The following is a 12,527-nucleotide window of genomic DNA, read 5'->3' as shown; positions in this document are numbered from 1 at the left end:
TTTTCGGAGCGCCGCTTGACCGGGTGTTATCGAGGTTACTACAAGTGTTCATATTCCGCACGCTTGTTCTTATCGCGAACGTTTGTAAGGGATTGGCCAGCTAGCGCCGGGGCAGGCGGGCCGCGAGTTCCGCCGCGGCTTCCTGCAGGGTGGGCACATGGGCGATGAGCTCCTCCATGGCGAGGCGGAAGACCGGCACCGCCACGGCGATGGATGCGAAAGCGTGGCCCTGCGAATTGAGGACCGGCACGGCGACTGCGCGCATACCGATCTCGTTCTCCTCGTCCATGACCGCGTAGCCCTGCCGGCGCACCTGCTCGATTTCCTCACGGAAGGCGTCGCGGTCGGTGATGGAGCGCTCCGTGAGGGGATCCAGGGGCAGCTCCTCCAGGAGGCGTTTCCGCTCGATCTCCTCCTCGAAAGCCACAATGGCCTTGCCCACCGACGTGGTGTGCAGCGCCCCGAGGTGGCCGGGGTCGCTGGTGACGCGGAAGGTCTTGGGGCCGTCCACTTTGTTGACCGTCAGGTGGTGGTTGCCGTCGCGCACGGACAAGATGGTGGCCTCATGCGTGCGCTCGGTGACGCGCTGCAGCACCGGCAGCGCAGTGGCCGCGAAGCCGTGGTGGTTCGATACCCGCTGGCCGAGCTGGAAGACGCGCAGACCAAGGTGATAACGGCGACCGTCCGGCTCGTAATCCACAAAGCCGTCACGCGTCAGGGAGCCCAGCAGGCGGTAGGTGGTACTGAAGGGCAGGCCGGCGCTCCTTGCCAGATCGGCCGCGCTGGCACCACGCGGCTCGTCTCCCAGAAGTACCAACAAGCCCAGGGCTTTGCCGACCATGTCGGTCTTTGTGTCCTCTTTCACACTCATAGCTCGATGCTCTCACATCGTGAGAGCTATTTCTAGATGGTGGTGACATCTCTTGACAAGTGACCCCACTCACAGCCACTATTGCTGTATTGCACAAGTAGCTCTCACCATGTGGTTACTTTCGGGATGATCCGGCCGCACCCTCGCTCTGGTCTTCCCACAGAAGCTAGATCCGCGACATCGTCGTCACAGAAGGAACCTCCCATGAGCCAAACAATGCCGTCAGCGACGCCAGGCACTGAAAACACCACCGGAACACCCAAAAAAGCCGCGCTTGCCAGCTTCCTGGGCAGCGCCGTTGAGTACTACGACTTCTTCATCTTCGGCTCGGCCGCAGCCTTGATCTTCCCGCACGTTTTCTTCCCGTCCGCCGACGCCAACGCGGCCATCATGTCCTTCGCGACCTTCGGCTTTGCGTACGTTGCCCGCCCCGTGGGCGCCGTGATCCTGGGGCACTTCGGCGACAGGATCGGCCGGCAGAAGGTCCTGATGTTCACCTTGGTCCTGATGGGTGCGGCCACCTTCGTCATCGGTTGCCTCCCGGACTTCAAGACCATCGGCTGGTGGGCACCCGTCCTCCTGGTCCTTGCCCGTCTTTGCCAGGGCCTCTCGGCCGCCGGCGAGCAAGCCGGTGCCTCCTCCATGACGTTGGAGCACGCTCCTGACAACCGGCGTTCCTTCTTTACCTCGTGGACCCTCACCGGAACGCAAGGTGGCCAGATCCTGGCAGCACTCGTCTTCATTCCCGTCGTGGCACTGCCCGATGAGATCAAGTACGGCATCGGTTGGCGCATTCCGTTCTGGCTCAGCGCAGTCGTGGTGATGGTGGCCTACTTCATCCGCCGCACCCTGCACGAGCCGCCCGCATTCGCTGAAGCCAAGAAGAACAACGAGATCTCCAAGCTCCCTGTTGCCGATCTGCTCAGGCTCCACTGGCGGGACGTCCTCCGCGTGGTTTGCTGTGCATTTATCGCCGCAGTCAGCACCGTCTTCGGCACCTTGGCCATCAAGTACGCCCAGGATGTTGCCGGCGTCAACAGCACCATCACTCTCTGGTTGGTAGTTGTAGCCAACGTGGTGGCACTCGGAACCCAGCCACTGTTCGGAATGCTCTCTGACCGGATTGGCCGGAAGCCCGTCTTCATCTACGGGGCCATCGCGAGCGCCATCATGACTCCGGTCTTCCTGCTGACCCTCGAGTCCGGCGCAGTGCCCCTGATGTTCCTGGTCTCGGTGGTGTACTTCTCGTTCGGTTATGCCGCCGCCAACGCAGTATGGCCGTCCTTCTACGGGGAAATGTTCAGCACCAAGGTCCGCTTCTCCGGCCTGGCCATCGGAACCCAGCTGGGCTTCCTGATGGCAGGGTTCGCCCCGGCCATTGTGACCGCCCTGGGCGGAACGAAGCCTGGCGGATGGGTCCAGATCTCGATCTTCACCGCCGTGATCTGCGTGATCGCAGCCGTCTCCGCAATGACGGCCCGCGAATCAGCCAAGACGCCCACTGCGGAGCTCGGCCTGCCCAAGCAAGCACAGCACGCCTGACACTGACGCTCCAGCCCGTTGACCGGGCCCGGAGAAGCAAAAGGCCCGGAATGTCACCTGACATTCCGGGCCTTTTGGCGCGGCGAACAATTACCGCGGGTCCAGCGCCACAGGTTTGAAGGCGCCACGGCCCGTCCCGGAGTACATCAGCAACGTACCGTCGCCGGCTACACCCACAAGGGACGGATCGCCGGTGCCCGTGAAGCCGTTGCCGAGGGCGGCGAACGTGGTGAACATGTTCCAGCCCGAGCCCAGGTACTGCCGGGCGAGGAAACCGCCGCTGCCGTTGCCCGGGTAGAGCCACAGCCCGCCATCGGTCCCGCGGCCAAGGACGTCCTCCCTGCCGTCGCCGTTGAAATCGCTTCCCTGCATGACGGCGTTGAACATGTTCCAGCCGGTGCCGATCTGCCGCCATGGCTGGAAGCCCCCGGCACCGTTGCCCGGGTAGAGCCACAAGGATCCGTCCGCGGCGCGCGCCAGGATGTCGGCCTTTCCGTCACCGGAGAAGTCGCCGGGAGCCAGCACCTGGGTGAACCCCTGCCATCCAGTGCCGATCTGCTTGCGGGCCAGGAACTGCCCCTTCCCGTCCGTCGGGTAGAGCCACAGCGTTCCATCGGCGGCCCTGGCCACGAGATCCGGATGCTTGTCGCCGTCGAAATCGCCGACGCTCAGGACGCCCGTGAAGACGTTCCAGCCCGTCCCGACCTGGACGCGCGGCAGGAAGCCCCCCGAACCGTTGCCCGGGTAAAGCCACAGGATGCCGTTGGAACCGCGGGCCAGGATGTCGGCGACCGCATCGCCGTCGAAATCCCCGGCCTCCCACACCTGGCTGAACTGGTTCCATCCGGTACCGATCGCGAGGCGGTCCGCGAAGCCAGAGCCGTCACCCGGGTAAAGGGTCATGCCGGAGCCGACGCCGAGGACGTCAGCCTTTCCGTCGCCGGTCAGGTCCTGCGCGCCGATGATGTCGCCGGCCAGGTTCCAACCGCTTCCGACGGCGGTACGCGGCAGGAGCCCTCCCGCACCATCGCCGGGGTAGACGTAGAGGGTGCCGTCCGACGAGCGCGCCAGGAGTCCTGCCGTGCCGCCACCGAAGGTACCCGCCGCGGAAAGACTGGTGAACACATCCCAGCCCTGGCCGACCTGCCGCGGGTCCAGGAAACCGCCGGAGCCATTCCCCGGATAGAGCCAGAGCTTCCCATCGGCGCCGGTGGCCACCAGGTCTGCCCGGCCATCGGCGTTGAAATCACCGGGAGCCACCAGCTGCGTGAAGCCCTGCCAGCCAAACCCCACTTGGCTCCGGGGCAGGAAGCCGCCCTTGCCGTTTCCCGGGTAGAGCCAGAGGGCGCCGTCGCTGCTGCGCGCCACGATGTCGGAGAAGCCGTCACCGTTAAAATCGGACGTGCCCAAGACCGCGTTGAAAATATCCCAGCCGGAGCCGATGCGCACAGGGTCCTCGAGGCGGTTCCCGGGAAGTCCTGCGTAGAGGAGGAGCGAACCGTCGGCTTCGCGGGACATCACGTCGGCGAGCTTGTCGCCGTCGAAATCGCCGGCGGAGAAGGTCATCCGCGTCTTCAGTTTGGTGTCAGCGTTGATGGTCACCGTGGCCGAGGTGGCGCTGACCGAATTGATGGTCACCCGGGTGCCCGTGTAGGTAGTGAAAGTGCTGCCTGCCTGCCAGGCGTGGTTCTGGCTGTACCAACCGTCGAAGGGCGTGGTGTCCGGCATGAGGATCAGCGAGGAGGCGATGGTGGCGCCGCCGCGCTGGACGATCTTGACGCCTCGGTTGTTGCCCGAGAGGTAGCTGTCGTAGCCAACCGGCTGCCGAAGCTCCAGGTAGTAGACCTCCCGGCTGACGGGGTCGGTGAACTTGATGGCGCGCTGGGCCTCGGTGCCGCCCCAGGGCTTCAGGGTGTAGCTCTTGACCCCCGTGGCCACCCCGGTGTCGCGGATTTCGTCGCCTCGTCCGAGCCCCCCGTAATCCCAGAACGTGGAGCTGATCACGGGCGAATTCCACTGCGCAGCACCCATGATGTCGGTAGTGTCGCCGTATTCGCGGATGTAGCAGGACGGGTCCGTGAACTGGCCGTTGCTGTTGACCCCGACGTCGGAGGCACCGCTGCCGCACTGCAGCGCATCAGCGTGCATCATGCCGATGACGTGCCCAAACTCGTGGCTCATCACGTTGTTGGAAAAGTTGCTGATCTGCGGCATGAGGACACGCCCGCTGTAGCTGCCGCTGCTGTAGCCGGCGCCGAGTGCGTTCCCGGACAGGGTGGTGGTGGGAATGAAGATCACCAACGCCGTATAGGGGCTGGCCGACCATTTCAGTTCGCTGGTGATGGTGGAAATGATGGTGCTGTAGCTGTCAGTCGACTTTGCCTTGGACTGATGCCCGGCGACCTTGCTGTTCACTGTCATGGAGAGCTTGTTGGCCGTCATCGCCTGCCAGTATTTACTGGTTGCCGCCACCGTCTTCTCGGCGTCGGCCATGGAAACGGGGTTGGCGTTGTCCGCGAGCTTGGCCGTCACCAGCCGGACACGGATGTCCCCTCCAGGACCGATGGCTGCCGCGCCGTCGCGAAGGAGGGCGTCGACGTCGGCCTGTCCCTTGGGCGCGTTATCGGGCAGTGGCGTCTCGAACGTATGCTCCGAGCGCGGGGTGCCCTCGATGAACTGGACGTTCGGATTGTCCGGTCCTGGCGTTGGAACGGCCGTTGCGGGGGCCTGAACGAAAAACAGGCCGGTGGCGAATACCACCAAGCCTGTGGAGAGCGCGATCGATCGCCGTAAAACACCCATTGAATCTCCCGGGGACGGAGCCTGTGGTTCCTGTGAGTCTCAAGAACCGAGATCAGGGTACAGCCGTGGCCGCGGTGTGCCCGGCAGGCAGGGCTGGGCCACCGGAAATGCAACCATCCCGGAATGCTAACCGGACCCTAACCGCCCCGAAATACCGTGGCAACATTGCCGCGCCACACTGGAATAGCCGGCAAGTGCAGGCACCAGCTCCAGCCCGGGAGGCCACCATGTTGAAGGAAGTCACAACACACACAACACGTATACGCGCGATCAGCCAGCTCCACCGCGGAGACGAGATCGAAGCCCGCCTGTCCGTGGGACCCGCCTACGATGACGTGGTCATCCGCCGCGGAAGGGTCCAGGAGACAGCGCCGGGGATCGGCGTCGTCTGGATCATGGATCACGTCTCAGGTACGAGGAAAGCCATCAATACCGACGAATGCAGTGTTTGGCGCGTCGCCTGAACCGGCTTGACCCCAAACCCCGCTCAGCCGCCGGCCACGGACTGGACAATCAGCACCTCCTGGCCGGCCGCAACCTCCGTATCAAGACCCTTCAGCCGTCGGACCTCATCACCGTTCACGTAAATATTCACGAAGCGGCGGAGGGACCCGGTTTCATCCCGCAAACGCCTGGCCAGCACCGGATAATCTCCGGTCACGGCATCCAGCAACTGTCCAACGGTCACAGCCCCGTCGGCGGACGCAGTCAGATAGGACTGTCCGCCGACGAGTGGCTGCAGGGCGCCAGGCAAGAGGACCGTAAAGTCAGCCACAACGGGCCCTAACCGGGTACCGGAGCGCCGGATTGATCATCCGGAGCGGCGTCGATCTCCTGGGCCGCTGCCTCCACTATTACTGCGGCTTCGGCAATCACTGTGGCTTCCGCCGCAGCCAGTGGGGCTTCCTCGCCTGCCGCTTTGTCCACCACGACGGCGGCCCGTACGCACAGCACGTCCGGCAAGTGCGAGGCCACTTCAGTAAAGGTCCCGCCCTCGTCGGCGCTGGCGTATACGGCACCTCCGCGCGTGCCGAAATACACGCCGACGGGCTCGGCGGTGTCCACGGATGCTGCGTCCCGCAGCACGGCGTTGTATTCGTGGTCCGGCAAGCCTGTGTGCAGCTCGGTCCAGGTGTTGCCGGCGTCGTTGGTGCGATGCACGCTGAGCTTGCTGTCCGGCGGGATGCGTTCGCCGTCGGCCTTCAAGGGAATCACCCACGCCGTGCCTTCCCTGCGCGGATGAGTCAGCATGACGAAGCCGAAATCCGCAGGCAGCCCTTCCGCGATGGAATCCCAGTTCTCCCCATTGTCGTCCGTGCGGTACACGCCGTGATGGTTCTGCGCGTACAAACGGCCCTCGACGGCGGCATCCGCGGCGATCTTGTGGACGCACTGGCCGAACTCCGGATGAGGATCCGGCATGAAGTAGGCCGAAATTCCCTTGTTGCGGGGCTCCCAGGAGGCACCGCCGTCGAGCGATCTGTAAACGCCGCCCGTGCTCATGGCGATGTGGACCTTCTCGCCGGACGGATCAACCACAATCGAGTGTGCCGCCGCGCCACCATAACCGGCACCCCACTCACTGCGGTGGGGGTGGTCCCAGAGTCCGCGGTTCAACTCGAAGTGCTCGCCGCCGTCGGTGGATTTCCAGACTGAAATCGGCTCGCAGCCGGCCCATACGACGCCCGGGCGGGAGTCGGCGTCGGGGTAGATCTGCCAGATGCGCTCCAGCGCGGCGTCGGTGCCTTCGGGGAACGTGATGGCACCGTGCTCGGGCTCGGTCCACGTGGCGCCCAGGTCATCGGAGTGGGCAACCGTGGGACCCCAATGCTCGGAGCGTACGCCCACCATGATCCGGGTTTTGCCGTCCCGCGTGTCTATCCCGATGCTGGGTATCTCGCTCATCAGGAAGTGCGGGCCGGAGAGGGACCATTCCTTGCGGTCCGGGCTGGTTGCAAGCCACAGGCCTTTCTTGGTCCCGATCGCTAAGACATAACTCTCTGCGGTAGCCATGAGACCCATGCAACCATCCGCTGGATGGGGAGGGCAATGGTTTTCCGGCACCACGCCCCGACACCAAGGCACCCCTGTTCACGTGAGGCAAAACATGCTTGACTGAGGACTTTGCGGCCAGATTCGGTTGCAGCTGAATTCTTGGGGGATTAGATGAATGTCGGAATTGAGAAACCATGAGTACAACCAGTGAAAGATCAGTGGTTTTCGGCCGGTAGCAGCGTCGCGCCATGATTGCACACTCATTGCAAGAGGGAGCGATTGTTCTGGACCCCTTCTCCGTAAGGTTGGTCCTCGGCTTGGTCACGCTGACCCTGATAGTCATCTCCTGCGTCTCTTCCCAACGACGACGATCGCCCTATGCCGAATGGTGGCGGGTAGCCCTGTGCCTCTTTTTCGTTGGCAACGCGGCGTTCCTGTTGAACGACACAGCGTCACAGCTGTGGGCCAACCCCGTGGGCAAAGCGCTGGTGGTGGCCGGAACATTCTGCCTCTGGGCGGGAGCACGCACCCTGCGCAACCGCCGGGCAAGCCCTTGGCTGCTGGTGCCCGCGCCGGTGCTCAGCGGACTCGCCTCGGCGCTGGACGACCCCGGGACCAGCGTATGGTCCGGAGGCTTGGTCTACCTCGGCCTGACGACGCTGGGCATCGCGCTGGCTGCCACGGAACTGTGGTTTGCAAAACCCGTACGTTCCCGGATTACACGGTTCCTCGCCCTCATCGCCTGGCTCACGGCGTTGTACTACCTTTTCCGGGCCATCATCTTTGTAGTGGACGGGCCCAACAGCGATGTCTTCCGGACCTTCTTCGGGTATGCACCCGCGGCCCTGATGCATTTGGTGCTGCTGGTGGCCGTGTCCTCCACCATGAATACGCTCAGCAACAAGCAGTTGATCAAACGCCTCCGGGAACGCGCCGAACGCGACCACCTGACAGGCCTGCTTAACAGGGGTGCGTTCCTGGACCTTGCCGCCCGGTCTTTGGACCGGGCGTCGTCCGATCGAGGTGCGGCTCTGATCCTTGCGGACTTGGACAACTTCAAGGCGGTCAACGATGAACACGGACACTCGGCCGGGGACTCCGCGCTCCGGGCCTTCGCCGAGGCCTGCAACTCCTCGGTCAGGTCCACCGACCTCGTTGGCAGGTACGGCGGAGAGGAATTCATCCTGTTACTGCCGGGAGCGACGCAACAGCGGGCCGAAGCCATCGCCTCGGAAATCAGCAGTCGCTTGTCGGCCATGAGCAGTCCCGATGGCCTGCCGTTCCCCACAGTTAGCTATGGCGTCACATCCACCGGTCCTGACGTTCCGGACCTGGCCTTCATGATCAACGTGGCAGATGCGGCCCTCTACAGCGCAAAGGCACAGGGACGGAACAGGGTTGTCGGCGCCGAGCCGGCGGAAAGGGAGGCAGCAACTGAGCACAGGATGCCATGAACGTCGCGGTCAACGATGGGGCGCTGACTGCCCACGGGGCCTTGGTACCGCGTTGTGTGACGTTATGCCTAGGCTGTGGGTGGCAAGTGAGCCTGGTTCCACCCGTGGATGACGGACAACGATGACGGAGAACAACGATGACTGAAGCAAACACCACCGCACGTGCAGAACAGCTGAAGGCCCTGCATGAAGCACCGGAAATCCTGAGTGTCGTGAACGTGTGGGACGCCGTGAGCGCCCGGACAGTCGCAGCACTTCCTGAGACGAAAGCCATTGCCACCGCGGGGCATTCCATTGCCGCAGCCTTCGGCTATGCCGACGGAACCATGCCCCTGGACGTCGCGCTGGACGGGGTCAAGCGAATAGTCGACGCCGTGGATCACCCGGTCACGGCAGACCTGGACGACGGTTACGAGGACCCTGCCGAGACTGTCCGCCGGGCGATGGGGATTGGCGTGGTGGGGGCAAATGTCGAAGACCGGTTGCGGCCCTTCGACGAGGCCGTTGCCCGCGTGCAAGCGATCATCGCGGCCGCCGCGGACGAAGGTATCCCTTTCCAGTTGAATGCGCGCACCGACGCGATCGCCCGGGGCGGGGACCGGCCGATCAAGGACAGCATTGAGGACGCCATCGCCAGGGGCCGGGCATTCCTCGACGCCGGCGCTTCGCTGGTATTCGTGCCCGGCGCCATGACCCGTGAGGTCATCGAGCCGCTGGTTGAAGGCCTCGGACACGGGAAGCTCTCCGTGATCGGCGCACCGGGAGCCCTGCCCGCAGCAGAACTCCAGGAACTCGGGGTGGCCCGCGTGTCCTACGGCCCGTTTACCCAACGGGTGGCTCTGCGTGCTCTTCGCGATCTTGCCGCCGACCTCTATGGCTCGGGCGTGATTCCTGCTGACACGCCGGCCCTCAACTAACCGCCTTTCCACCCCGTGGGTTACCTGACCGGTCCCTCTGTGGAGCCGGGCCGGTCAGGAACCCGAACGGGTGTCGAAGGCAGCCGCCGATTCCCGGAGCAAGCGGGCAACCGTGTCCACCGGCAGGCTCGCTGCCTTTCTGCGGTCGAATCGGCGCAGGGCGATGTGCCGTGTCCCCAAGCCGGGAACGTCCAGGATGTCCACTTGATCGTGGACCACGCCTGTCAGAGCCAATGTAGGCACAATGGCAACGCCTTCACCGGCAGCGACGAGCGCAAGCGCCGTGAGCGTGTCGTGGTACTGGTGAACGGTCTCCATCCGGGCTCCTGTGGAGTGGCGGAGGCGTCCAAGCACTGCGGTGTTGGCTGCTGATGGTTCAACGCCCAGCCATGGCAACGGCAGGCGGCTGAGGTCGATGTTGTCAGTGCCGAGCAGGCTTCCTGCAGGCACCACGAGCTTCCATGGCTCATCGAGCAGGGGTTCCTGGATCATCCCGGCCGCCATCGGATGCTGCTCGGCCGCCGTCGAATCCTGTTCAATCACCACCGCATCCAGCTGGCGCTGGCGGAGCAACCGCATCAGCGCAGGGAAGCCGTCTTCGACGATCTGAATCTGCAACTGGGGGTAGTGGCTGCGCCACTCGGGAAGCCGCGGGATCACCACTGTGCGCATGAAGCTGGTGAATCCGCCCACCCGCACTACGCCTGCAATATTGACTTCGCTTTGCATCCTGGCGCGGGCAACGTTGAGTGCCCTTTCTATCTCTTCCCCTGCCTCCGCCATCGCCAGCCCGGCCGGTGTGAGCACGGAACCTTTCGGCGTGCGCAGGAGCAAAGCCTGCCCTGCCTCGTTCTCGAGTTTGCTGAGCTGCTGCGAGACGGCAGAAGGCGTGATCCGCAGTTCGTCAGCTGCCGCCAGAACACCTCCCGTACGGGCGACAGCAAGAAGCACCAGCAGGCGGCGCGGGTCCATATCCATGTTAAGAGCTCCTAAACACGGGCTTCAGAATAATGCAATTGAACTAAAGGTCATACTCACTCAATATTGACTCAAAAGCACGATTCCGTCGCACCTCTCCGACGACAGGATCCAGCCCTTCCTTCCGGACTACATGCCGCCTGTCGGCCTCGTCCGGGTGCCCACATCTGAAAGGACTCCCATGGAACTGCTGTTCGAAATTGCCGGTTGGGTCGGCGCAGTGGCGATGCTCGGCGGCTACATGGCAGTGTCCATGGGGTGGTTGCAGGCGGGCAGCACCTTCCAGACCGTAAATCTCTTTGGCTCGAGCGCCTTCATCATCAATGGCACCCTGCACGGCGCCTGGCCCTCCGTCGCTACGAACGTTGCCTGGTTCCTGATCTCGGCGGTAGCGCTTCTCCGCATGCGGGCCAAGCAACGGCCCGAACCGCTCACGGCAGTGGCTCCAGCGAGCCCGACCTCCGGCGGAACGGACACTGCCGCCCAGATGGTCGTCACGGCCGCCCACCCCGTCGCCGCCTGAGCCCAGTCCTCGCAATCGGACCTTCCATCACAAAAGGTAACGTCCCGCCGTCGTCCGCGTGACCGGAGCCTATTCTGGGCAGTAGCCGACGCCCGACCGTGAAGGAAGCCCATGCCCACCCCCGAACTCCCCCTCCGCAAGCTTGGTTTCCTCACCATTGGACTGTTCGATCCCGCCGACCCTGCCGCCGGGCACCAGTCAACGTTGGAGATCATCGAACTCGGCGAGCGGCTGGGCTTCGACAGTGCGTGGCTGCGGCACCGCCATCTGCAGTTCGGGATCTCTTCCCCGGTTGCTGTCATGGCCGCGGCAAGCCAGCGCACGTTCAGGATTGAGCTTGGCACCGCGGTGACGCCGTTGGGCTGGGAAAATCCCCTGCGCCTCGCGGAGGACTTGGCCACGGTGGACTTGCTCTCCGGGGGACGCATCAATCCCGGTCTGAGCGTGGGGGAGCCCATGAACTACGACACAGTAAAGCATGAGCTCTACCCGGACACCGGTGACGTGGAGGACTTCAGTTACACCCGCGTGGAGAGGTTTGCCCGGCTCATCGCTGGGGACAAGGTGCGGGACTTCTCCGGCAAGCACGGTGTCGTGGAGGAATTCTCCAATCGCGTCGAGCCGCACTCCCCCGGTCTGCGGTCACGGCTTTGGTACGGGGCGGCAAGCATGAAGTCAGCTGTCTGGGCCGGTGAAAACGGCTTCAACCTGCTGTCCAGCAGCGTGATCTTTCCGGACAAGGACCAGGAACCGGACTTCGCCGCGGTTCAGCAATCACAGATCCGGGCCTACCGGGAAGCCTCTGCCCTGGCAGGGCACACTGCCCGGGCCTCGCAGGGCCTGGTCGTGATCCCCACCGACTCGGCGTCGCCGGCCCAGCGGCAGAAATACCAGCACTACGTCGATGAACGCACACCCCGTACCCGCCAGCCGCAAGGCCCGAAGGGCATGATGTTCGCCCAGGACCTCATCGGCACCAGCGATGACATCGCTGGGCAGCTCTACGCCCACCGAGGGTTTCAGGAAGTGGACGAGGTCGCGTTCGCACTGCCCTTCAGCTTTGACCACGAGGACTACGTCCAGATCCTCACCGACATCGCGGACAAACTGGGTCCGGCGCTGGGTTGGAAGCCGGCCGCCTGAACCACCCCGTCAGTCCACGAACTCCGACTGCGTCTCGATGAAGTCCCAATCCGCTTCGGTCAGCACGCCGCTGACCTTGTCCGGATGGGGCCCGCCGGCCTCGGCAATATGCTGCAACACGGGCAGCGGGAGCTCGTCGGCGCGCAGGTTCTCACGCAGCCATTCCTTGCTGTCCAAGTGCAGATCGAGCCACCACATGAAAATTTCCATCGCGGACCGCCTTCCTTCGGATGAACCCGGGCCCGGATTAACCGTAGGCCCGGTGGGAAACGTCTACAAGGGTTGGGCTCTTGTGGCGCGCC

Annotated in this window: 12 protein-coding genes; 6 read left to right on the top strand and 6 right to left on the bottom strand. The window is 64.0% G+C overall.

Translation table 11 applies throughout. The annotated features are described in order from the left end of the window. Window positions 1-100: 100 nt before the first annotated feature. Window positions 101-871, bottom strand: coding sequence for an IclR family transcriptional regulator (locus QF015_RS18995; protein ID WP_429390432.1), 771 nt, complete (start codon window positions 869-871; stop codon window positions 101-103). A 204-nt stretch (window positions 872-1,075) separates the two neighbouring features. Between QF015_RS18995 and QF015_RS18990 the strand changes: the two genes are divergently transcribed. Beyond that, window positions 1,076-2,413 (top strand): MFS transporter, encoded by a 1,338-nt coding sequence (locus tag QF015_RS18990; RefSeq protein WP_310207842.1) that lies wholly within the window; start codon window positions 1,076-1,078, stop codon window positions 2,411-2,413. Between the two features lie 90 nt (window positions 2,414-2,503). Here the strand turns inward: QF015_RS18990 and QF015_RS18985 are convergent, their stop codons facing one another. Then, entirely contained in the window at window positions 2,504-5,215 is a 2,712-nt protein-coding gene (locus QF015_RS18985) for an FG-GAP-like repeat-containing protein (protein ID WP_429390431.1), read from the bottom strand. Between the two features lie 227 nt (window positions 5,216-5,442). Here QF015_RS18985 and QF015_RS18980 point away from each other — a divergent pair, with 227 nt between their 5' ends. Continuing rightward, window positions 5,443-5,679, top strand: a complete 237-nt coding sequence (locus tag QF015_RS18980) for a hypothetical protein (protein WP_310207848.1) — start codon at window positions 5,443-5,445, stop codon at window positions 5,677-5,679. A 23-nt stretch (window positions 5,680-5,702) separates the two neighbouring features. Here QF015_RS18980 and QF015_RS18975 read toward each other — a convergent pair whose 3' ends face one another. Both QF015_RS18975 and QF015_RS18970 read right to left on the bottom strand, forming a co-directional pair. Next, window positions 5,703-5,990, bottom strand: a complete 288-nt coding sequence (locus tag QF015_RS18975) for a MoaD/ThiS family protein (protein WP_429390430.1) — start codon at window positions 5,988-5,990, stop codon at window positions 5,703-5,705. Between the two features lie 8 nt (window positions 5,991-5,998). Continuing rightward, the gene (locus QF015_RS18970) at window positions 5,999-7,237 is read right to left on the bottom strand and encodes a WD40/YVTN/BNR-like repeat-containing protein (protein WP_429390429.1); all 1,239 of its coding nucleotides are present in this window, start codon (window positions 7,235-7,237) and stop codon (window positions 5,999-6,001) included. A gap of 221 nt (window positions 7,238-7,458) precedes the next feature. On the opposite strand from QF015_RS18970, the gene QF015_RS18965 reads away from it, so the two are divergent. Then, window positions 7,459-8,664: a GGDEF domain-containing protein gene (locus tag QF015_RS18965; RefSeq protein ID WP_429390428.1), complete on the top strand. Its 1,206-nt coding sequence runs from the start codon at window positions 7,459-7,461 to the stop codon at window positions 8,662-8,664. Between the two features lie 137 nt (window positions 8,665-8,801). Beyond that, window positions 8,802-9,581 (top strand): isocitrate lyase/PEP mutase family protein, encoded by a 780-nt coding sequence (locus QF015_RS18960; RefSeq protein WP_429390427.1) that lies wholly within the window; start codon window positions 8,802-8,804, stop codon window positions 9,579-9,581. A gap of 54 nt (window positions 9,582-9,635) precedes the next feature. Here QF015_RS18960 and QF015_RS18955 read toward each other — a convergent pair whose 3' ends face one another. Further along, window positions 9,636-10,559: a LysR family transcriptional regulator gene (locus QF015_RS18955; protein ID WP_310207862.1), complete on the bottom strand. Its 924-nt coding sequence runs from the start codon at window positions 10,557-10,559 to the stop codon at window positions 9,636-9,638. Between the two features lie 181 nt (window positions 10,560-10,740). Here QF015_RS18955 and QF015_RS18950 point away from each other — a divergent pair, with 181 nt between their 5' ends. Beyond that, window positions 10,741-11,082 (top strand): CBU_0592 family membrane protein, encoded by a 342-nt coding sequence (locus tag QF015_RS18950; protein ID WP_310207865.1) that lies wholly within the window; start codon window positions 10,741-10,743, stop codon window positions 11,080-11,082. Window positions 11,083-11,193: 111 nt separating this feature from the next. Next, complete coding sequence (locus tag QF015_RS18945) at window positions 11,194-12,225, top strand: LLM class flavin-dependent oxidoreductase (RefSeq protein WP_429390426.1); 1,032 nt, start codon at window positions 11,194-11,196, stop codon at window positions 12,223-12,225. A gap of 9 nt (window positions 12,226-12,234) precedes the next feature. Here QF015_RS18945 and QF015_RS18940 read toward each other — a convergent pair whose 3' ends face one another. Then, window positions 12,235-12,435 (bottom strand): hypothetical protein, encoded by a 201-nt coding sequence (locus QF015_RS18940; protein WP_089596938.1) that lies wholly within the window; start codon window positions 12,433-12,435, stop codon window positions 12,235-12,237. Window positions 12,436-12,527 lie beyond the last annotated feature (92 nt).

Source organism: Paenarthrobacter sp. TE4293, from assembly GCF_050435325.1.
Taxonomy (GTDB): domain Bacteria; phylum Actinomycetota; class Actinomycetes; order Actinomycetales; family Micrococcaceae; genus Arthrobacter; species Arthrobacter nitroguajacolicus_C.
This window is presented reverse-complemented; position numbering and strand designations above follow the sequence as displayed.

What these genes read in the sequence shown, in the direction of transcription:
- QF015_RS18995 (WP_429390432.1), bottom strand. Translation starts at nt 871, where the DNA reads ATGAGTGTGAAAGAGGACACAAAGACCGACATGGTCGGCAAAGCCCTG.
- QF015_RS18990 (WP_310207842.1), top strand. Translation starts at nt 1,076, where the DNA reads ATGAGCCAAACAATGCCGTCAGCGACGCCAGGCACTGAAAACACCACC.
- QF015_RS18985 (WP_429390431.1), bottom strand. Translation starts at nt 5,215, where the DNA reads ATGGGTGTTTTACGGCGATCGATCGCGCTCTCCACAGGCTTGGTGGTA.
- QF015_RS18980 (WP_310207848.1), top strand. Translation starts at nt 5,443, where the DNA reads ATGTTGAAGGAAGTCACAACACACACAACACGTATACGCGCGATCAGC.
- QF015_RS18970 (WP_429390429.1), bottom strand. Translation starts at nt 7,237, where the DNA reads ATGGGTCTCATGGCTACCGCAGAGAGTTATGTCTTAGCGATCGGGACC.
- QF015_RS18965 (WP_429390428.1), top strand. Translation starts at nt 7,459, where the DNA reads ATGATTGCACACTCATTGCAAGAGGGAGCGATTGTTCTGGACCCCTTC.
- QF015_RS18960 (WP_429390427.1), top strand. Translation starts at nt 8,802, where the DNA reads ATGACTGAAGCAAACACCACCGCACGTGCAGAACAGCTGAAGGCCCTG.
- QF015_RS18955 (WP_310207862.1), bottom strand. Translation starts at nt 10,559, where the DNA reads ATGGATATGGACCCGCGCCGCCTGCTGGTGCTTCTTGCTGTCGCCCGT.
- QF015_RS18950 (WP_310207865.1), top strand. Translation starts at nt 10,741, where the DNA reads ATGGAACTGCTGTTCGAAATTGCCGGTTGGGTCGGCGCAGTGGCGATG.
- QF015_RS18945 (WP_429390426.1), top strand. Translation starts at nt 11,194, where the DNA reads ATGCCCACCCCCGAACTCCCCCTCCGCAAGCTTGGTTTCCTCACCATT.
- QF015_RS18940 (WP_089596938.1), bottom strand. Translation starts at nt 12,435, where the DNA reads ATGGAAATTTTCATGTGGTGGCTCGATCTGCACTTGGACAGCAAGGAA.